Annotated in this window: 20 protein-coding genes; 16 read left to right on the forward strand and 4 right to left on the reverse strand. The window is 46.8% G+C overall.

Features of this window, described 5'->3' with window-relative positions:
• Positions 1 to 241: 241 nt before the first annotated feature.
• From fadD to MHM94_RS00775, 3 genes are read left to right on the forward strand one after another with little or no spacing between them, the layout of a single operon-like run.
• A complete protein-coding gene (fadD, locus tag MHM94_RS00765) occupies positions 242 to 1,900 on the forward strand; it encodes a long-chain-fatty-acid--CoA ligase FadD (protein WP_022946845.1) in 1,659 nt (552 codons plus the stop codon).
• Positions 1,901 to 1,950: 50 nt separating this feature from the next.
• Positions 1,951 to 3,093 carry a ribonuclease D gene (rnd, locus tag MHM94_RS00770; protein ID WP_235418322.1) on the forward strand — a complete coding sequence of 381 codons (1,143 nt, stop codon included), beginning with the start codon at positions 1,951 to 1,953 and terminating at the stop codon, positions 3,091 to 3,093.
• A 17-nt stretch (positions 3,094 to 3,110) separates the two neighbouring features.
• Entirely contained in the window at positions 3,111 to 3,431 is a 321-nt protein-coding gene (locus MHM94_RS00775; RefSeq protein WP_235418324.1) for a hypothetical protein, read from the forward strand.
• A 33-nt stretch (positions 3,432 to 3,464) separates the two neighbouring features.
• Here MHM94_RS00775 and minE read toward each other — a convergent pair whose 3' ends face one another.
• From minE to minC, 3 genes are read right to left on the reverse strand one after another with little or no spacing between them, the layout of a single operon-like run.
• On the reverse strand, positions 3,465 to 3,725 hold the full coding sequence (gene minE, locus MHM94_RS00780; protein WP_022946848.1) for a cell division topological specificity factor MinE: 261 nt from the start codon (positions 3,723 to 3,725) through the stop codon (positions 3,465 to 3,467).
• 1 nt (position 3,726) lies between these two features.
• On the reverse strand, positions 3,727 to 4,536 hold the full coding sequence (gene minD, locus MHM94_RS00785; protein WP_022946849.1) for a septum site-determining protein MinD: 810 nt from the start codon (positions 4,534 to 4,536) through the stop codon (positions 3,727 to 3,729).
• Between the two features lie 5 nt (positions 4,537 to 4,541).
• Positions 4,542 to 5,243, reverse strand: a complete 702-nt coding sequence (minC, locus tag MHM94_RS00790; protein WP_235418326.1) for a septum site-determining protein MinC — start codon at positions 5,241 to 5,243, stop codon at positions 4,542 to 4,544.
• A gap of 179 nt (positions 5,244 to 5,422) precedes the next feature.
• Between minC and MHM94_RS00795 the strand changes: the two genes are divergently transcribed.
• The 12 genes from MHM94_RS00795 to MHM94_RS00850 all read left to right on the forward strand — a co-directional run bounded on the left by MHM94_RS00795 (position 5,423) and on the right by MHM94_RS00850 (position 19,023).
• Entirely contained in the window at positions 5,423 to 5,704 is a 282-nt protein-coding gene (locus MHM94_RS00795) for a YcgL domain-containing protein (protein ID WP_022946851.1), read from the forward strand.
• A 91-nt stretch (positions 5,705 to 5,795) separates the two neighbouring features.
• The gene (locus tag MHM94_RS00800) at positions 5,796 to 6,785 is read left to right on the forward strand and encodes a lytic murein transglycosylase (protein WP_235418790.1); all 990 of its coding nucleotides are present in this window, start codon (positions 5,796 to 5,798) and stop codon (positions 6,783 to 6,785) included.
• Positions 6,786 to 6,849: 64 nt separating this feature from the next.
• Positions 6,850 to 7,353 (forward strand): YcgN family cysteine cluster protein, encoded by a 504-nt coding sequence (locus MHM94_RS00805; RefSeq protein ID WP_022946853.1) that lies wholly within the window; start codon positions 6,850 to 6,852, stop codon positions 7,351 to 7,353.
• Positions 7,354 to 7,626: 273 nt separating this feature from the next.
• On the forward strand, positions 7,627 to 8,898 hold the full coding sequence (locus tag MHM94_RS00810; protein ID WP_235418328.1) for a sugar MFS transporter: 1,272 nt from the start codon (positions 7,627 to 7,629) through the stop codon (positions 8,896 to 8,898).
• 383 nt (positions 8,899 to 9,281) lie between these two features.
• Entirely contained in the window at positions 9,282 to 10,037 is a 756-nt protein-coding gene (locus tag MHM94_RS00815; protein WP_235418330.1) for a DUF3450 domain-containing protein, read from the forward strand.
• Positions 10,038 to 10,049: 12 nt separating this feature from the next.
• The gene (locus tag MHM94_RS00820) at positions 10,050 to 11,417 is read left to right on the forward strand and encodes a MotA/TolQ/ExbB proton channel family protein (protein WP_235418332.1); all 1,368 of its coding nucleotides are present in this window, start codon (positions 10,050 to 10,052) and stop codon (positions 11,415 to 11,417) included.
• Positions 11,418 to 11,420: 3 nt separating this feature from the next.
• On the forward strand, positions 11,421 to 11,948 hold the full coding sequence (locus MHM94_RS00825; protein ID WP_022946857.1) for a MotA/TolQ/ExbB proton channel family protein: 528 nt from the start codon (positions 11,421 to 11,423) through the stop codon (positions 11,946 to 11,948).
• Positions 11,949 to 11,990: 42 nt separating this feature from the next.
• The gene (locus tag MHM94_RS00830; RefSeq protein WP_022946858.1) at positions 11,991 to 12,401 is read left to right on the forward strand and encodes a biopolymer transporter ExbD; all 411 of its coding nucleotides are present in this window, start codon (positions 11,991 to 11,993) and stop codon (positions 12,399 to 12,401) included.
• A 12-nt stretch (positions 12,402 to 12,413) separates the two neighbouring features.
• Complete coding sequence (locus MHM94_RS00835) at positions 12,414 to 13,019, forward strand: energy transducer TonB (protein WP_022946859.1); 606 nt, start codon at positions 12,414 to 12,416, stop codon at positions 13,017 to 13,019.
• A 46-nt stretch (positions 13,020 to 13,065) separates the two neighbouring features.
• The gene (locus MHM94_RS00840) at positions 13,066 to 14,370 is read left to right on the forward strand and encodes a tetratricopeptide repeat protein (protein ID WP_235418333.1); all 1,305 of its coding nucleotides are present in this window, start codon (positions 13,066 to 13,068) and stop codon (positions 14,368 to 14,370) included.
• Positions 14,371 to 14,623: 253 nt separating this feature from the next.
• Positions 14,624 to 16,228, forward strand: a complete 1,605-nt coding sequence (locus MHM94_RS00845) for a hypothetical protein (RefSeq protein ID WP_053909429.1) — start codon at positions 14,624 to 14,626, stop codon at positions 16,226 to 16,228.
• A gap of 95 nt (positions 16,229 to 16,323) precedes the next feature.
• On the forward strand, positions 16,324 to 19,023 hold the full coding sequence (locus MHM94_RS00850) for a TonB-dependent receptor (RefSeq protein ID WP_151174207.1): 2,700 nt from the start codon (positions 16,324 to 16,326) through the stop codon (positions 19,021 to 19,023).
• Positions 19,024 to 19,077: 54 nt separating this feature from the next.
• Here MHM94_RS00850 and MHM94_RS00855 read toward each other — a convergent pair whose 3' ends face one another.
• Positions 19,078 to 19,497 (reverse strand): hypothetical protein, encoded by a 420-nt coding sequence (locus MHM94_RS00855; RefSeq protein ID WP_235418335.1) that lies wholly within the window; start codon positions 19,495 to 19,497, stop codon positions 19,078 to 19,080.
• 262 nt (positions 19,498 to 19,759) lie between these two features.
• On the opposite strand from MHM94_RS00855, the gene asd reads away from it, so the two are divergent.
• Positions 19,760 to 20,875: an aspartate-semialdehyde dehydrogenase gene (asd, locus tag MHM94_RS00860; protein ID WP_022946864.1), complete on the forward strand. Its 1,116-nt coding sequence runs from the start codon at positions 19,760 to 19,762 to the stop codon at positions 20,873 to 20,875.
• Positions 20,876 to 20,960: the final 85 nt, after the last annotated feature.

Here is a 20,960-nt window from a genome sequence, read left to right on the forward strand (position 1 = left end):
TTTGCGATAAATGTGGGAATATCAAAGCAATTTAGAGCAATTGCTCAATTGTGAAAGATAGCAACTTAGATTAAGGTTAGTACTGTTGTGGCGATGAACTCTCAAGCCTGCTAAAAGCGTGGCAATGTTTATCACTCTACAGCGAACTATATGGGCATTGGTTAAGTGTCGTGCTTACTATTTGCCAAACTTATGACTGCTAAGACAAATCATTATAAGAACAAATTAATAGGAGCTTAGTGTGGAAAAAATCTGGCTAAAGCGATATCCAAAAGGTTGCCCAGAGACCATCGATCCCGCTCATTACGACTCTTTACTGTCATTATTCGAGAAAAGTTTTGCGGATTACGCCCAACTACCTGCATTCAAAAATATGGGGGTTACGCTAAGCTATGCTGAGCTAGACCAAGCAACTAAGAAAGTTGCGTCCTACATAAATAATGATCTGGGCTTAAAGCCAGGTGCAAAAGTGGCAGTAATGATGCCCAACTTATTGCAAACACCGGTATCCATACTCGGTATTTTACGGGCAGGGTGCGTGGTTGTTAACGTTAACCCTCTTTATACTGCGCGTGAACTAGAGCATCAGCTAAATGACTCCGAAGCGGATGCCATTTTTATTCTTGCCAACTTTGCTCACACCTTGGAAAAAGCACTGGGTAAAACCAATGTTAAACACATAGTGGTAACCCAAGTGGGTGACATGGTGGGCGGCCTTAAAAAGCATCTGGTCAACTTCGTTGTTAAGCATATCAAAAAGATGGTACCGAGCTTTGAGCTGCCAAACCCCATTGCTTTCACGGATGTGTTAAAAAACGGTGACGCCAGCCGTTATACTCGCCCAGAGATTACCTTAGACGACCTCGCGTTTTTACAATACACGGGTGGTACAACTGGGGTGTCTAAAGGCGCCATGCTTACCCACGGTAACATGGTGGGCAACTTAGAACAGGTATCCGGTTGTCTCGATAATATTTTAGATAAAGGCAAAGAAATCGTGGTTACGGCGCTGCCGCTGTATCACATCTTTGCACTGACGGCGAACTGCTTAACCTTTATGAAGTATGGTGGGTTGAATCTACTCATTACCAACCCACGCGACATGAAAGGCTTTGTAAAAGAGTTGAACGACAATAAATTCACCGTTATGACCGGGGTAAACACCTTATTTAATGGTCTTCTTAATACCGATGGTTTCGCCGACGTAGACTTTTCCAACTTAAAAATGTCGCTCGGTGGTGGTATGGCGGTCCAGCGTCCGGTTGCTGAACGCTGGCAGAAAGTAACCGGTACGCGTTTGGTGGAAGGCTACGGTCTTACCGAGTGTGCGCCGTTGGTCACAGTTTGCCCATATGACTTGGAAGGTTACAACGGCTCTATCGGTTTGCCGGCACCGAGCACAGACATCAAATTGATGCTTGAAGATGGCCAAGAAGCACCCGCTGGCGAGCCCGGTGAACTCTGGGTTAAAGGCCCTCAGGTAATGAAAGGTTACTACAACCGCCCTGATGCTACCGCAGAGTGCCTGCGTGACGGCTGGTTTGCCACCGGCGATATTGCTACATACGATGACCAAGGTTTTTTCTATATTGTTGATCGGAAAAAGGATATGATTCTGGTGTCCGGTTTTAACGTGTTCCCGAACGAAATAGAAGAAGTGGTCGCATCAATGGATGGCGTGCTTGAAGTCGCCGCTGTAGGCGTCCCTCATGATGTCAGTGGTGAGCAAGTTAAATTGTTCGTGGTGAAAAAGGATGCAGCCATTAGTGAGCAAGACATCATTAAGCATTGCCGCGAAAACCTGACCAATTACAAAGTGCCTAAATTAGTTGAGTTTAGAGAGGAATTACCGAAAACCAACGTCGGTAAAATACTCAGACGCGCACTTAAAGACGAATAAGAATAAGTAAACAAACCGGCAATCGCCGGTTTGTTTTTTAAGGAGTACAAGTGGATTACCAGTTAATCACTGAACAGGCTGAACTAGATAGCTTTGTCAATGCTATTAGTCAGGCTGAGACCTTGGCAATAGACACTGAATTTATGCGTCGGCGCACGCTTTATCCCGAAATCGCACTCCTGCAAATTTTTGATGGTCAACATCTTGGTCTTATTGACCCGTTACAGCCTCTTGATTTCACCCAACTTTGGCAGTTACTTAAATGCGAACAAGTGTTAAAAGTGCTGCATTCCCCCTCTGAGGACATCGAAGTTTTCCAAAACTTTGCCGGCTTTGTGCCAGCGCCGCTTTTCGATACCCAGTTTGCATTGCAATTGTTAGGGCAGGGGAACTGCGTAGGGTTTGCGGCGATGGTGAATTCACGTCTCAATATAGAGATTGATAAAAGCGAGTCGCGAACCAATTGGCTACAGCGGCCGTTAAGAGAAAGCCAATTAGCCTACGCCGCCGCTGATGTTGCGCATCTATTGCCTTGCTATAACGAATTAGTGACACAGATAAGGGCTCAGGGGTGGTTTGATTTAGTGATTGCAGAGTCGCAGTTGTTGTCGAAAAAGCGTGCCCACCAAATACCTGATGAGCAGTTATACCGCGAGGTGAAAGGGGCTTGGCAGTTAGCGCCACGGGATCTCGCGATACTAAAAGAGCTGGCCATGTGGCGCCGACACAAGGCACAAAAAAAGAATTTAGCGCTTAATTTCGTGTTGAAAGAAGCCAATATGGTGGAGATCGCCAAGCGTCGGCCTGGCTCACTCAATAGTATGCGTAATATCCCTGGCGTTGAGCCGATGGAAGTGAATCGTTCAGGTAAAGAAATCCTCGCTTGCATCGAGCGGGGCAAAGCGGTGCCTGAGCAGAGCCTTCCTAGTCGCGTAACGCGGTTAATGGACTATCGTGGCTACAAACAAACGGCTAAAGATATTAAGCAAAAGATAGCCACCGTTGCCAAGCAAACCGGTATACCTGCCGACGTATTTGCCAGTAAAAAACAAATTAATCAACTTATCAGCTGGCATTGGAAGTACGACGAGCATGAACGCGAGCAGTTATTAGCGCCTGATTTATTGCAGCCTTGGCGTTTTGATTATGTGCGCGAAGCACTTGCTGATTGGGTGCTCACTTCCAACCAATGACGATAACTGAGTTCGTTATGCCTACGTGGTTGCTAGTGGTATTGCTTATTGGGCAAATATTTATTGGGTTCTTTGCTGCGTTGGCGATGATGTTCATGGCCTGCGCCGAGAATGCACCGACCCTTTCTAAGCGGTTGGACCGCCTTTTAGTCAGCTTATGGGTTACGTTTATAATCGCCTTGGCAGTGAGTGTGGGCATCATCATTGTCGGGCTTATCAATGCCGCGCAATACAGCCATGCGTTACTCATCCCTTGGCCTTTGTTGTTGCTGATAGTGATTATCTGGAGCTGGGTCAGTCTGCGTGCAAAAAGAGACAAGGATAAAAAAAGAGGCTAACTTAGCCTCTTTCTTGTGATTTGCGCTGATACGTTATTTTTCGTCATCAGGTAGCGTGACATTGAGCTCTAATACCGCTAAGTCGTCTTCATTTTGCTCTAGCTGCACTTGCACTGCTTCGGCATCAATGGCCACGTATTTACGGATCACTTCAAGGATGTCTTGTTTTAGCTGCGGCAAGTAATCAGGCGTGCCGCGCTGTGAGCGCTCATGAGCGACGATAATTTGCAGCCGCTCTTTAGCCAGCGATGCGCTGGATTTTTTCTGCGAACGAAAATAATCTAGTAATGACACCTTATCCTCCAAAAATCCGTTTGAATAGACCACGCTTCTCAACGTCCAAGAAGCGGAATTCAATTTGCTCACCGAGTAGACGGTTGATGGCATCTAAATAGGCTTGACCGGCATCCGACTCAGCGTCTAGTACCACAGGCTGACCTTGGTTTGAGGCATTAAGCACCGCTTGTGACTCTGGGATAACACCCAACAAATCAATAGCCAAAATTTCGTTAACGTCTTCAACTGAAAGCATTTCACCTTTTTGTACGCGCTCAGGGTTATAACGGGTAAGCAGCAAATGCTCTTTTACCGGCTCTAAACCTTCCTCTGCACGACGTGATTTGCTTTGTAAAATACCTAGGATACGGTCCGAATCGCGTACTGATGATACCTCAGGGTTGGTGGTCACAATGGCTTCATCTGCAAAATATAGGGCCATCATCGCACCGGCTTCAATACCCGCTGGCGAATCACACACAATATAGTCAAAGCTCTCTTTCATTTCATTGAGGACTTTTTCGACACCTTCTTTGGTTAACGCGTCTTTGTCGCGAGTTTGCGAAGCGGGGAGCAAAAACAGCTTATCAACACGCTTGTCTTTAATAAGCGCTTGGTTGAGGTTTGCTTCACCATTGATCACATTAACAAAATCATAGACCACGCGGCGCTCACAGCCCATGATTAAATCAAGGTTGCGCAGGCCAATGTCAAAGTCAATGATCGCCGTTTTAAAGCCTTTAAGGGCAAGGCCTGTGCCGATTGCGGCGCTTGAAGTTGTTTTACCAACGCCACCTTTACCTGAAGTAACGACAATAATTTTTGCCATGTGTTTTATCCTTTAACCAAAGCTGATAAATGAAGTGAGTCATCGCGTTGGCGAACTTGGGCTGGCTGGCCCCATAAGTCCCCTTGTAACGAATCACTGATCCAATAGCTGCCATTGACTGAAACAAGTTCGGCTTCAAGTTTTTGGCAGAAGATTGTGGCGTTTGCGTCACCTTGCGCACCGGCAATAGCTCGGCCTCGCAAAGTGCCATAAATATGAATATGTCCGTCAGCAATGACCTCGGCGCCATGGCTGACAGAGCCCAAGACAATCAAATCACGTCCTTTAGCATACACCTGCTGACCTGAACGCACGGTGCCTTCTACAACCAAGGTTGGTTCATTTTCTACTTTGGCTGTAGCTTGTGGAGAAGGGGCTTTTTGCTGGCTTTGTTGTGCGTCTTTGGCGTAGTTAAGCACCGACAAGCCGGCTTCTTTCGCACTGCTATGTTGACTGTCACTGCCACTGCATACCCCAACTGGGTTAAAAGCAAGGCGTTTTAATGTGTCTCTTAGCTGGGTGAAATCAAGCGTTGCATCTTGGATTGCTTCAAGATTGATAACGATGGGCGCGCCTGCGAAAAACTTCGGAGCTTGCGCTATTTTAGCATCAAGCTGTTCAGATAAGGCTGCAAGATCCGGTGTTAATAACCGCAACACGGATAACGTGAAGAGATTCCCTTTTAATTCGAATAATTGTTCCGACATAAGCGCTCGTATTCGTGTGGCCGAATTATTTGTTATCGCTTATCTGTGGCGCTGCCATTTTTAACTTGGCAGTCGCAAACAGTGATGAGCGTTGAGCTTTGGCCACTAAACTTACCACATAGATTAGCTCTCATGGTATAGTGTCAAGGTGTGTTTCGCAACAATTTAAAGGCCTTAAGATGCTGTGTGCCATATACAAGAGCAAGAAAAAAGCAGATACCTATTTATATGTACCCAAACGTGATCATTTTGACGATGTTCCTGAGCCGCTGATGGACAGTTTTGGGTCGCCAGAATTTGTGATGTTGATTAATTTAGCAACAAAAGAGCGCTTGGCGCTTGCTGATATTGACAAGGTTAAGGCTGAATTAAGCGACAACGGGTTCTATTTGCAACTACCACCGCCAACTGAGAATATGTTGGACGAATTAAGACAGCAAAATGGAGTAGAGCGTGATTAACACCATCAGCAAGTACATCGCCAGCGCCTTCAAGCCTGTTGCCTTATCCACCTTATGTGTGGCTGGCGCAGCAACAATTACTTTTCCGTCTCTGGCAAACTCGCAGGTAGCAAGTGTTGAACAACAACAGGTGCAGTTTGACGCCTATGTTAAAAAACTGCGCTCCGAAGCGCTGGAAAAAGGCTATGACGCAGCCTTAATTGATTCGGCGTTCGCCACTATAGAGTTTAAGCCTAAGGTGATCAGCGCCGATAAAAACCAGCCTGAGGTCAAAGAAACCTTAGAGACTTATCTACCAAAACGGGTGCCTCAGTGGAAAATAGACCGCGCCCGTAAACTCTATAAAGAGCATAAACATACACTGGAAGAAGTGGCTGATAAATTTGGCGTGCAAGCCCGCTTCATCGTTGCGTTGTGGGGGTTAGAAAGTAACTTTGGTCGTATTCAAGGTGGCCACCCAGTGATCTCAAGTTTAGTGACACTGGCTTATGATGGCCGCCGCGAGGCGCTATATAAACGCCAACTTTGGGCGGCGTTAGATATTCTTAAAGACGGCCATATCGATCTTGAACATTTCAAGGGTTCTTGGGCCGGGGCTATGGGGCAAACACAGTTTATGCCAAGCTCCTTTAATGCCTATGCCGTAGACTACAACGGCGATGGCCGCAAGGATATCTGGACCACCGAGGAAGATGCGTTTGCCTCCATCGCCAATTACTTAAAAAGCGTGGGTTGGAATGACTCGCTGACCTGGGGACGACAGGTAAAATTACCCGAGGATTTTGACAGCAACGCTATATTGCAGCGCGGTACCCGCAGCCATAAGCAATGGTTGCAGTACTGGCGCGAGTCCGAGCGCAGTTTAGCGCAGTGGCAAGCACTCGGTGTGCGGCGCATGGATGGCAGCGACTTACCGCAGCGTGATATCACAGCGGCGATGGTGATGCCAGATAATGTCGATGGGCGTATGTATTTAGCCTACGATAATTATAAAGCACTAATGAACTGGAACCGTTCATATTATTTCGCCACCAGTGTCGGCTATTTATCTGACCGCATCGGTTACCCACCGGTGGAGTAACTTCACACTGGCGTGGCAACACGCTAATTTGCTACACTACGCCCCGGTTCAAAGGGGCGTTTTTATGTTAGAAGATAAGTTTTGGCAGACCAAGTCGTTGGCACAGATGAGTGACCAAGAGTGGGAAGCGATTTGTGATGGCTGTGGTAAATGCTGTTTAAATACCTTTATTGACAGCGACGAAGAACAACAAGAAGACTTCGCTGCCACTACCGAGCTGCGCCCTGGCGAGCAGCTTATCTATACCAACATTGTGTGTCAGTATTTGGATAACAAAACCTGCAACTGCACCGAGTATGCAAACCGCCAGCGCTTAGTTCCCTCATGTGTGAAGCTCACCAAAGACAACATCGACGATATCTTCTTTATGCCTAACAGTTGCAGTTATCGACGACTGCAAGAGGGTCGTGGCTTGGCCAGTTGGCACCCGCTACTTAATAAGGGCAAAAAGTCGAAGATGCACAGCGCCGGGATCAGCGTACGTAACAAAACAGTAAAAGACTGTGATGTTGATCTCGAGTACTTCGAGGACCATATCGCTCAATGGCCACAAAACGACTGCGATTAACGCTTTAGACTCAAAGCGGTGATGAAAGCTGAGCGCAAGCGCTCACCCTCGTGGTGTCGACGCCTGTTCGGGCTTAGTCTACTCAATGTCGAATTGCTAATTTCATTGGCCGATATGTTCGCTTAGCCGTTACTTTCCTGTCGCAGATTCATTCGTAGCAATACAAAAGCCGAATGTTAGTTGTATGTAACTTGGAACGTTCCAGTAAATATACTGTGATCTTGTTATGTGGATGTGTAGAATCCGAGACAACAAGTAGAAGGAGAACAACACGTGAGTGAGATGAATAATAATCAGGCTTACGTTGCATCGGCAGATAAACAAAGCAACTATACTTTGCCGCTTGTAGCGATGACCACCTTGTTTTTTCTGTGGGGTTTTATCACCGTTTTAAACGATTTACTGATCCCCAGATTGAAAGCAGTTTTTGACTTAACCTATACCGAAGCTATGCTGATCCAGTTCTGCTTCTTTGGCGCATATTTCATTATGTCGTTGCCAGCGGGTTACTTAGTTAAGCGATTTGGCTATAAGAACGGTGTTGTCAGTGGCTTAATCGTTGCCTCTATCGGCTGCTTACTGTTTTACCCAGCCGTCGCCGTACACGAGTATTGGTTGTTTTTAGGCGCACTATTTGTGTTAGCTTCTGGGGTGACCATTCTACAAGTGTCTGCTAACCCCTATGTGGCCGCATTAGGCCCGGCGCAAACCGCCTCCAGTCGATTAAATTTGGCGCAGGCTCTTAATTCGTTAGGCACCACTGTGGGGCCTATTATCGGCAAAATTTTATTGTTTGGCGGCAGTGCTGCGCTGGTTACCGAGGCTGCAACGGCGGACACGGTAAAAATTCCTTATTTAATGCTCGCCGCCGCGCTATTAACGATTGCCGTTGTCTTTGCGGTGTTGAAGCTGCCTGTGATCAAAGAGCACACTGAGGAATTCGACTGCAAAGCCAAAAACCACTCTTTATTCGAAGCCCCTCACTTGGTTTTCGGTGTTGGCGCTATCTTTTGTTATGTTGGCGGCGAAGTAGCCATTGGTAGTTTTCTAGTTAATTACTTTGGCGAAGCGCACATTGCTGGTCTAGCTGAGCACGAGGCGGCCCACCTCATTTCTTATTACTGGGGCGGTGCCATGGTCGGGCGCTTTATTGGCTCGGCAGCATTACAAAAAATTGCGCCGCACAAAGCACTACTCTTTAATGCTGTGGCCACCATTGTATTGCTGCTTGTCACTATTAATAGCCAAGGGATGGTGGCCATGTGGTCTGTACTGGCTATCGGCTTGTTTAATTCAATTATGTTCCCCACCATTTTCACACTTGCTATTGCGGCTCTTAGCTCACTCACCAGTCGCGGCTCGGGGTGGTTATGCTTGGCCATTGTTGGTGGTGCGTTAATTCCTCTCGTCCAAGGTTATGTAGCCGACACTGTGAGTTTGCAGTTAAGCTTCTACGTGCCGCTTGTGTGTTACGTATATATCGCTTGGTATGCGATGAGTACACCCAAGTTACAAGGGAAGTGGCAAGAGAAAATCGAAAAATAGCAGTACGATATATTTAAGCTTTGAAACACCGCCCTGATGCTTGTCAGGGCGGTTTTGTTTTAAGGTCGGTGAATACGTATTCATTACCCCTATTTACTAGTACGAGCTGGAACGTTCCATTTTGTCTTTCACCTATTTTTTGGCTCCCAACAAGCTTGCTACCAAACGTTCTCCTTTGTAATAAGGGGTATACACAGATGAGTTCGCGCACGAGCGCCTGTGCGGGCAGTTAGCGTCACCTATATGGCACAATTGTTACAGCTGTAATTAAACTGTATTAATAGCGCAACACCACTGTCACTTTCCTTCTCTACACTCTCGCACATCTTACATTCGTGTCGGATTTCCGGCTAAGCATTCGAGCTAAACATAAGGTGTATGCGATGAAAGGCGTTAAACCCCTGATATTAGCCACAGTTGTGGCGGCCATCAGCCCCGTGCTGATGGCTAATGAACTGGATACTGTTAAAAACAAAAGCAGTGAAATTAATGAGTTGGCGAAAAAATCTCAAAATAAAATCGATAACATCGTTGATTCAATGCAAAACCGCTTGCAAAAGTTTAAGGCACTCAACAAAGAAATAGACGGCCTCAGCGTCTACAACGCACAGTTGCAAAAGCAAATTGCCAATCAAGTTGAAGAAATGGACAACCTTAACGCGTCGATGGACCAAGTATCGGTGATCGAGCGACAAATCACGCCACTGATGTTGCGAATGATCAATGGCCTTGAACAGTTTGTTGCCCTAGATGTGCCTTTTTTACAGCAAGAGCGCAGCGAGCGCATTGCTAAGTTGCATGCGTTGATGGACCGCGCTGACGTGGCATCAAGTGAAAAGTTCCGCCGTGTGCTCGAAGCCTATCAGGTTGAGGTCGACTATGGTCGCACCATCGAGGCCTATACCGCTTTACAGGATGTAGATGGCAAAGAACGCGAGGTTGATTTCCTGCGCATTGGTCGCTTAGAGCTTATTTATTTGACCCGTGATGGCCAGCAAGCCGGCGCCTGGGATAAAGAACAAAAAGCGTTTGTAAAACTGGATGATTCGGCTATTAGCCAAATTAACAAAGGTCTGCGTATTGCCCGTAAACAGCTAGCCCCAGACATGTTAACCCTGCCTATCCAAGCTGCGGAATAAGAGGTACCGACAATGAAATTAATGAAACAGTTTACCCGAAGCGCAGCCTTGGTTGCCACTTTGGCGTTATCGCACTCTGCTTTAGCCGCAGACGCTATGGATTTAGATGCGCTATTAAAAACACTCGAGCAGGGTAAAGTTGCCCAGTCTGCGGAAAATAAAGAGCGTGAGCAGGCATTTATGTCCCGCGAAAACGAACAATTACAGATGCTGCGTCAGGCCGAGCAAACTCGCAACGCCAAGCTTCAAGAGTCTGAACAACTAGAAACGCGTTTTGAAGAAAACGAAGTGAAACTTGCGCAGCTATCCGATACCTTGCAAAACCGCATGGGCACACTCAAAGAATTGTTTGGTGTGCTGCAGCAAGAAGCAGGCGAGAGTGCCAATAAGTTTGCTACTTCTGTTATCTCAGCACAGCTTCCAGGGCGTGATGAGTTCATGGAAGAAATGGCCCAAAAAATGGGTTCAAGTTCCAAACTTGCTTCTATCGAAGACATCGAGAAGGTGTGGTTTGAGCTGCAGCGAGAGATGACCGAGCAGGGCAAAGTCAAACGCTTTAATACCGAAGTGATCGTTGCCGGCGGCGCTAAAGAAAACAAAGAAGTGCTGCGTGTCGGCGCATTTAACCTTATTGCCGATGGCAAGTACCTTGAGTACAACAATGTCACCGATACCTTATCTGAATTGACTCGCCAGCCCGTAGACCGTTACACCGCCAGTGCACAAGACTTACAACAAGCCACTGACGGCTTTGTACAGTTCGCGTTGGACCCAACGGGTGGCTCTATTTTGGGCCTACTAGTACAGGCTCCAGGTACTGAAGAGCGGGTGCACCAAGGCGGCACTGTGGGTTATGTGATTCTCGCGGTTGGCGCATTGGCGCTATTAATCGCCATTGAGCGATTCATTTCTTTGCTTATTATTGGCAGCAAAATTCGTCGCCAGCTTAAAGACGATGTTGCCCGCGACGATAACCCGCTTGGACGTGTGATGAAGGTGAAAGACCAATACCCTCACGTGGCGCACGATACCCTTGAGCTGAAACTGTCCGAAGCAATTTTACGCGAGATGCCAAAAATAACGCGTAACCTCACGCTTATTAAAATCATCTCTGTGGTGGCGCCGCTGCTGGGCTTACTCGGTACGGTCACTGGTATGATTAATACCTTCCAAGCGATTACCTTATTTGGCACCGGCGACCCTAAATTAATGGCTGGGGGCATATCTCAGGCCTTAGTGACAACGGTACTAGGTTTGGTCGTCGCTATACCGACGGTATTCCTTTATACCCTGCTTAATACACGCTCAAAGAACTTGTTGCTCATTTTGCAAGAGCAAAGTGCCGGTCTTATTGCTGAGCGCAGCGAAAAGGGAGCGTAAATCATGGTGCTATTGATTGATTGGATCAATGCAATTCGTGATTTTCTCGATACGGGTGGCCAGGTGCTCCTGGTCATCGGCATCCTCATCTTTGCCATGTGGTTGCTGATTTTGGAGCGCTTTATGTACTTCTTCCATGGCTATGGCAAGTACAAAAAATCGGTGCGCACCCAGTGGCAAAACCGCAGTGAGCGTAACAGCTGGAATGCCGAGCAAATTCGCCAAGCGATGATCTCACGGGCGGGAATGAAGCTTAACGCTAATCTTGCTCTGATCAATGTCATGGTTGCACTGTGTCCGCTGCTCGGTCTGCTAGGTACGGTAACCGGCATGATTGAGGTATTTGACGTTATGGCTATTACTGGCACCGGCAGTGCCCGTTCCATGGCCTCTGGGGTGTCGAAAGCGACTATCCCTACCATGGCCGGGATGGTCGGCGCGTTGTCTGGGGTGTTTGCCTCAACCTTTTTACAGCGCCGCGCCAAACGAGAAGTCGAATTGTTAGAAGATAAAATGGTCTTGGACCACTAGTTGCGATGATGCCTGTGCTTGGGCACAGGCAAGGAGAAAAAAATGAGAGCCCCTTTAGGTAAAATATTTCAAGAAGAAGAAGCAGAAGAAATTAACATGACGCCGATGCTGGATGTGGTCTTCATCATGCTTATTTTCTTTATCGTTACCGCGTCTTTTGTCAAAGAGTCGGGTATTGATGTAAACCGCCCAGAAGCGGCAACGGCGGTGAAAAAGGAGCGCGCCAATATTCTTGTCGCTATCTCTGATAAGGGCGAGGTGTGGATCAATAAACGGGAAGTAGACGTGCGCGCGGTGCAAGCGAATATCGAACGTTTAAAAGCCGAAAACCCACAAGGCAGTGTGGTGATTCAAGCGGATAAGAAAGCCACTACTGATACCCTGATCAAGGTGATGGATGCCGCCAGAGCTGCGGGCGTATTTGACGTGTCGATTGCGGCTCAAGAGGCCTAAGGAGCAGCCATCATGCGTTATTTTATCGCCCTGATAGTCGCTGCGGTGGTGACCTTTATGCTGTTTTTAGGCATGCAGGCATTAATCTCCGGTGGCGAGGGAGCCATGACTGAGCCAGCTAAAGGCAACGTACTTGATTTTGTGCGCCTTAAGCAAGAAGAAACCGTCGAGAAAAAAGAGCGTAAACCGCAGAAACCACCGAAGCCAAAAGAGCCGCCGCCACCGATGGACTCGCCGCAAACACAAAGCAGCGATCCTAACGCCAGCAGCGGTAATTTTGACTTTGCTGCCGATGTCAGTGCTGATGTCGACATTGGTAAAGGCTTGGCGCTAGAAAGCAGCGACGGTGAGTATTTGCCCATTGTTAAAGTCTCGCCTGTGTATCCACGCCGAGCTTTATCACGCGGTATTGAAGGTTATGTCATTGTCGAATTTACAGTGACTAAACAAGGCACCGTACGCGACCCGAAGGTACTTAAAGCCGAGCCTGAGAGTATTTTCGATAGAGCTGCAATGGATGCGGCTAAAAAATTCAAATACAAGCCGCGTATCGTTAATGGCGAGGCGGTAGAAGTGGCAGGGGTGCAAAACCGCATCACCTTCCAAATCAACGGTTAATGAGTGTGCCCTTTAGTGGGCACCTGTTGCGATTAAGAGGTTTACCATGACAAAACTGAACTCATTGCTGCTATTTGCAGGGTTAACATCGGCGACGTTAGTGTTGCCGAGCATGGCCAGTATGATCCCCGGGATGGCGCTCGCCAGCGCCCATGCAGAGCAAAAAACCAAACGCGTGCCGGCACTGCGCGATAAGGTTTATAGCCAATTAGCGCGGGCACAAAAGCTCGCTGATGACGGGGATGTAAAAGGCGGGCTAGCGGCACTTGACTCTGTTAAAGAGCGTGCTTCAAGCATGAATAGCTACGAAAAGGCCATGATGTACAATTTTTATGGCTTCATTTACTACAATGAAAACCGCTTGGGTGAAGCCATTGATGCTTTTGAAAATGTTGTTGCTCAGACGGATATTCCTGAAAGTTTAACGCTCAGCACGCTGTTTTCATTGGCGCAGCTGTCGATGGCCAACGATGATTATCAAGGGGTGATTGATTACCTGACCCGTTGGGATAAGGTCAATACCAAAGCGCAGCCTGACAGTTATTACGTGCTGAAATCTCAAGCCTATTACCAAATGAGCCAATATCAGGATGCGTTGGCAGCGATAAACACAGCTATTGCACTTGCGGAAAAAGACGGGAAAACACCGAAGGAAAACTGGCTGGTATTGCAACGTGCTTTGTATTACTCATTACAACAACCAGAGCAGGTTGTGGCGGTGATTGAGAAAATGATTGCGCTTTACAACAAGCCCGAATACTGGCTGCAATTAAGCGGTATGTATGGCGAGGTTGGACGAGAGAAAGAGCAACTGGCTACTATTGAGGCTGCTTATCAGCAAGGCTTTGTAACCAGCAAATCGGATTTACGAAACTTAGCCCAGGTTTATATGTTCAACGGCTTACCTTATAAGGCTGCAAAAGTTATGAAAACCGCGCAAGCCAAAGGTGTCGTCGCAGATAATGTTAAAAACAATGCCTTCATAGCAGAAGCTTTTGTACAAGCCAAAGAAGAGCGCAAGTCCCTTGCTTACTTTGAAAAAGCGGCTAAGCAAAGCCAAGAAGGTATTTATGACCAACGCCTTGCTGAGGTGCACTTGAATCTCGAGCAATATGCAGAGGCGGCGGATGCGGCCAGGGCAGCTCTGGAGAAAGGGGGTCTACAGCATGAGTCTAATGCGTATGTGGCGTTAGGGATGGCGCAGTTTAACTTACAGAACTTTGACGCCTCTATTTTGGCCTTCGAACAGGCGGAGAAACACAAGCGCTCTGAGCGCTTGGCGCAACAATGGATAAAATACGTAAAAAATGAAAAGCTGCATGCTGAGACATTAAAGCAGGCGCTTTTATAAAGTGTTTTATGATTAGGTATAATAGAGTTAGTTAATATAAATATTAAATAACTGTGCCTGGTCTTTAACAACCATAATCGCAACACCAAAGCCGCCCTCGGGTGGCTTTTATCTTTTTAAGTAACAATATTAATAACTTAATCATGTCATCATATGTTTAAATAAGTGTCACTTCATTGTCATAAAGCCACCGTATTGTATGTCGTAACTTTTAAATGCGTTAACAATAATTGACATTCAACGGAGTATAACAATGAAACTATCTGACTTATTCAAGGTCAGCCTAGTGGCTTCAGCAGTCACACTGGCAGCATGTGGCGGCGACATCGAAATCACCCCAACTGTAAATGACAACAGCACAAATACAGATAACAGTGTTAATAATTCAAACAATACATCTGGTGGTGACAACTCCGATGATTTTGAATGTGCCAGCTACGAGTCTGACTCTGGTACGGTCCAAGGTGTATTTGATGGTCGTGACTGTATTTACAATGACTCCTTTGCCAGTAAAACTATTGAAATCACCAGTAACATTACGTTCTCTGAAATCCCAGATAATGGTGTGCACTTATTTGAGCAAGCACTGTTAATCGGTGAAGATGGCAACACCACAGAAGGTTTTGAAATTCCAGCAAATGGCCCAACGCTAACAGTTGAGCCTGGTGCTACCTTGGCCTTCCAATCTGGCGAAGCCATTATTCGTATCGCTCGTGGCGCAAAAATCCAAGCTAATGGCACCGAAGAGAAACCTATTACGTTCACTTCAGCTAATGCCTTCGACCGCTTTGATAGCGCAGGTGAAGGTGCTCGCTATGCAGATTGGGGCGGTATCATCATTAACGGTAATGGCATCACTGACCAATGTACTGATGCAGAGCGTGATGCAAGCACTTGTAACGTTGCCTCTGAGGGGATCACTAGCTACTTCGGTGGTGACGACAATACTGATTCTAGCGGTAGTATCAAGTGGGCCAAAATTTGGTATGCAGGTTCAGGTCCTAAAGTAGGGGGTGAAGGCGATGACCTTAATTCACTTACATTAAATGCAGTGGGTTCAGGTTCAGAGTTTGAATACCTGCATATTCACCAAGGTTTCGATGATGGTATTGAATTCTTTGGCGGTGCAGCGACGATTAAGCACATTGTTGTTACCGATACGCAGGATGATTCATTCGACTTTGATGCGGGTTGGCAGGGTGCAGGTCAATTCTTATATGTACAACATGGTACTGTGACCTTGAACGACGGCACTGTGGTGAACATGGGCAACAACGGTTTCGAATCTGATGGTGTTAAGGGCGAGTCTTCACCGCAAGTGGGCCCAACTAACCCGACCCTTGCTAACATCACCATCGTGACCACAGATGGCAATTCTGTGCGAGATGATGACCCTTCGCAAGCTTACAAGTTCGACGATGAGTTCAATGCCAGCATTTACAACGCCTTATTGGTTAAGAAAAATGCGGTAAACAGCAGCTGTATTCAAGTGACTTCTGATGGCGAAAAGCAAGCCGATAACATCATGTTTAATAACTCAGTGATGGCGTGCTCTTCAAACTTCACCGATACAGATACATTCGCAGCGGGCCCATTAGCAGGGCAAACCAAGGCGTCTTGGTTCGAAAATAGCGGCAGTAGCGAAATTTTGACTGATGATGTATCGGTATTGGCTGAAAATGGCTTTGCAACAAACACTGCCTCAGCAGATGTTTCAATTAATGCCAACGATTTAAGTGGCCTAGACTCAAGCTTCTTTGAGAGCGTAGATTACATCGGCGCGGTATCTGATCAGGACACAAGCTCTAGCTGGTATAAGTGGGTTGAGACTGCTGTTAATGCAGCGGCTCAAGACTAAAAGCCTAGTTATTTAGAGTGTTAAATTGAGGCGCCTTGGTGCTTGAGCAAAGCAGTAGGCGCCTATTTTTTGTCAAACTGATTAGGATGTATATCATGTTTAAACAACATAGGCTGAGCAAACTCACCCTCGCGGTTGGCCTGGGATTGTTTGTCCACACTAATGGCCTAATCGCAGCTGAAGCAGAGCTCGCAGCGAACGATGAAATAGAAGAGGTTGTGGCTGTAGGAACTCGGCTTCAAGGAAGCGCTGCAGCTGTGGTTGAAGAACGAAAAAATCAGGCATTCGTTGCTGATATTCTCGGAGCCGAGCAACTATCACGTACTGGCGACAGTGACGCTGCCTCAGCGCTTCGTCGTGTGACAGGCCTGACATTAGTTGATGGTAAGTTTATTTATGTTCGTGGTCTGGGCGAGCGTTATTCCAGTGCTAGATTGAATGGTGCCTATATCCCTAGCCCCGACCTCACTCGCAACGTCGTGCCGCTGGATATCTTCCCAGCAAGCATCATAGAAAGTATGGCGGTGCAAAAAGCCTACTCTCCCGATATGCCTGCGGCGTTCGGTGGCGGTAACATAGACATCAGAACCAAATCCATCCCCAACGATTTTGTTGCCGGAGTGGAGTTGGGCGTTGGCTATAACACAACAGCGGATGAAGGCTATACCTATGATGGTAATGATGCCGGCGTTCCTCAAGCAATGAAAGATGCGATTGTTCGCTATCAAGGAAACTTTAGCATCAACAATATAGTTAACAGAGACTATTTGCAGGACAATGAGCAAGGAACGCGTGCTCAGCAAGCGACCGCTATCAATAACCAATTGTTAAAGTCATTGCCACGAAACTATGGCCTGAAAGAAGAGTCACTTGACCCTGAAATGGGCGTCAAAGCGCACATTGGCAATAGCTTTGAAGAGGATTACTTCGGCGGTCGTATTGGCTTTTTACTATCAGGTGCGTATGTTAACGAATGGGATGCACAAACTCGCTTTTCATCTGTGATTGCACAAGATGTCGATAGCAGTTGTGCGACTAGCCTAGATTCTGCCGAGCAGGTTGCAAACTCGTGCTATAACACCGTGAAAAATTCGACAGTAACGACCGAGAACGAGCGTTATAACGCCACGGCAAGCCTTGGTTACACCTTCGATACACATAGTATTTCTGCTCAACAACTCTATATTGTCGATAATGAAGACGAAACGGAAGTAGCGATTTCACAAAGCCCGGCGGGCAGTTCAACGTTTACCATTGCCGGTGACGGGTTAGCTAATCGCAATCACGAATTCAATCTTGAAGAGCGGAAGCTCAATGTATCCCAGTTCCTTGGACAGCATACTTTCTTGGATTTATGGGGAGTCGGCTTTGATTGGCAGTATACGCGTTCGAAAGCAACCACAGATATTCCCACCAACGTTGATTTTGAGTTTCGCGATCAATACGGCGAAAACGGTCGTTACGCGGGGTCTGAGATCACCGGGGACGACAACCGCGTAATCATGTCATACACCGATATGGAAGAACGTGTAACTTCCTATGGTGGTAACTTTAACTTGCCTTTGATGTTTGATGGTGTCGATGTCGAGTTTAAGGTAGGTTATGACTTTTCGGATCGAGCAAGAATCTACAACACTTCTAGCTTCACAGTGAACAACAGTGCTGGTGCTGCGATCAATGTCAACGATGGCAGTCGCGATCCGCTGACTAACAGCGGCTATTTAAGCGATCAATTTATCGATGGCAACGCCATTTTGGTCGATTTTAACGAACCAACGCCACCAGATGCTGATGACTATATTGCTGGTCAAAAGATTGATGCTGGCTATGGCTCATTCGATGTAATGTATGACCAATGGTTGCGCATTAGCGGCGGTATACGATATGAGGAGTTCAAACAAACCTCAGTTGGTACGTCTAGCCTTATTTTTGATGGCGAAGATTTGCAAACGATTTGGTCTGCCGAGAACATTGAAGATGGCACTATCTTAGAAGATGATTGGTTCCCCGCATTGTCATTAACTTATATTGGCGCAGAGCAATATCAAGTTCGAGCCGGTTACGGTGAAACCGTAGTGCGCCCTGACTTTCGTGAAGTGGTCCCTGTCACCTATTTTGATCCGCTAACCGATATTCGTACTTTCGGTCGCGTCGGTCTTAAGAGCAGTCCGATTAAGAATTACGACCTTCGCTACGAATTCTACGGTGAAGCAGGGAACTCCTACAGTGTCGCTGCCTTTTATAAGGATATAGAAGCACCCATTGAGACCGTTTTGCGTATTGGTGATGAAGACTACTCCGCGACCTTCGTCAATGGTGAAACTGCTGAGGTGTATGGTATAGAAGCAGAATGGCTTCAAGATCTGACGTTCTTGAGCGATGGACTATTTACCAGCGGTAATATTACTTTAAGTGATTCCGAAGCGAAGATAGATCCTGCTTTAGCCGGAAACCTAACTAACCCAACTAAGCGTATGACGGGTCACTCTGAATACGTCGTCAATATGCAGCTAAATTACGACTCTGCTGATGGCGTTCATAGTGCGTCATTGGTCTATAACGTGTTTGGTGAGCGTATCCTCGCCGCTGGCGTAGCGGGGCGTGATGATGCCTATGAGCAACCATTTCACTCGTTAGACTTAGTGTACACGTGGTACCCAGATTTCAACTCTAAAGTGAAATTCAAAGTCCAAAACCTGTTAGACGAGCAAAAAGAAGTGACGCAGTCAGACATCGTAGTGCGTTCACGTGAAGAAGGCGTAGAATTCAGCGTAAGTTATGCATATGAGTTCTAGTTTCAGGTAACAACAAAGAAAAGCCCAGCCAGTGCTGGGCTTTTTTATATGGTATTAACGGCATTTAATAGTCGCATAAAGAGGATAACACTGGTTTTTGCTGCCCGTACTTTTTTTAATCCACGCACTGCCATACCAGTCATAATCAGCATAAGACGATTCATCTTCGCCACAGGTAACGGTACTTCCAGAAACTTCCTGATTGTGACCGCGTGCTTCACAAAAGGTGTTGCCATTGGTTGAGCCCACAAAGAAGGACTCTAAACGCCCATTAACCCACACTTTCGGGCCATAATAGGTCACTGTTGAAGCGGCTAATGAACCTTGTTTGTTGAGCATATTCACTTCAGCGCGCGTAAAGCTTACTTGCTCTTGGTCTGGTGCTGCCAAATTGACCGCTGAGTTTTGAGCTGAGGCTGTTGATGATAGTGCTGCGACAGTCAGTGCCGCGATAGAGGTTACGAATAAATTCATGACTAGTTCCTTGTTTAATTGTTAATGCACACCTCCGACTGCCTGTGTACCTACTTACTACACCATCAAGTGTTTTCAAAATGGCGACAGAATGGTTAATAAATTGTGACTAGCTAATAGGGTGATATTAGCTATATGAAATAATTTTAAGTTGTATCTAACCCACTAGTGCCTGGGGCGTTGCAGTGCTATTGTCAGAGATTCTCAGTGCTCGCTGGGTCTCACGCAATATGAATAAACTTGTAAGTAAGAGGAATCTGTAATGAAAAAAGTAGGCTTAGTAGGCTGGCGGGGGATGGTTGGCTCCGTACTGCTAGAGCGGATGCAACAAGAAAATGATTTTACTCATATTGATGTGACCTTTTTTACCACTTCACAGACAGGACAGTTGGGCCCGGCAATTGGCGGCGATGCTAAACCTTTGTTGAGCGCCTACGATGTTGACGCGCTCAAGGGCATGGATGTTGTTGTGACCTGTCAAGGTGGCGATTACACCAATGAAGTCTATGGTAAATTGCGCGACAGTGGTTGGCGCGGGTATTGGATTGATGCCGCCTCGGCGCTGCGTATGAGCGACGAGAGCATTATTGTGCTCGACCCGGTGAATCATGATGTTATCGAGCAAGGTCTCGAACAAGGTGTAAAAACCTTCGTCGGTGGTAATTGCACGGTATCGTTGATGCTGTTGGCATTGGGGGGCTTGTTTGAACAAGATTTAGTTGAGTGGGTCAGCCCTATGACCTATCAAGCGGCCTCCGGCGCCGGTGCGCGCAATATGAAAGAATTACTTAAGCAAATGGGTGATATTCATGGTGTCGTTGCCTCGCAACTTGCCGACCCTGCGAGCGCTATTTTAGAAATAGACAAGCTAGTTGCGAATAAGATGAAAGATGGTTCACTGGATTATGATCAGTTCGGTGTGCCACTAGCAGGTAGCTTGATCCCCTGGATTGATGTGCCAATGCCGTCGGGGCAAAGCAAAGAAGAGTGGAAGGCTGAAGTAGAAGCCAATAAAATTTTGGGTTCCTCGAAACAACCGATCCCGGTTGATGGCTTATGCGTGCGTGTAGGTATGATGCGCTGCCACGCTCAGGCACTGACCATCAAATTGCGTGAGGATGTTAGCGTTAGCAAAATAGAGCAAATTCTTGCGAGTCACAACGAATGGGTGGATGTCATTGCCAACGAGCGTGGTGCCTCGAGCGAAGAGTTGAGCCCTGTCAATGTCACCGGTACTTTGCGTATCCCTGTTGGCCGTATTCGTAAGCTCAGTATGGGGCCTCGTTACATCAGTGCATTTACGGTGGGCGATCAGCTACTATGGGGAGCGGCAGAACCGCTTAGAAGAATGCTAAAAATTATCTGTAACGGGTACTAAGCTGCTGTAAATAGGGCACTTTTGTGCCTTTTTATTATTCCTAGCTAGACTTTTACCAGCGCATTTCCTAGTATACCTGCAATGT

This window comes from Pseudoalteromonas sp. CNAT2-18.1 (assembly GCF_022347865.1).
GTDB classification, from domain to species: domain Bacteria; phylum Pseudomonadota; class Gammaproteobacteria; order Enterobacterales; family Alteromonadaceae; genus Pseudoalteromonas; species Pseudoalteromonas ruthenica.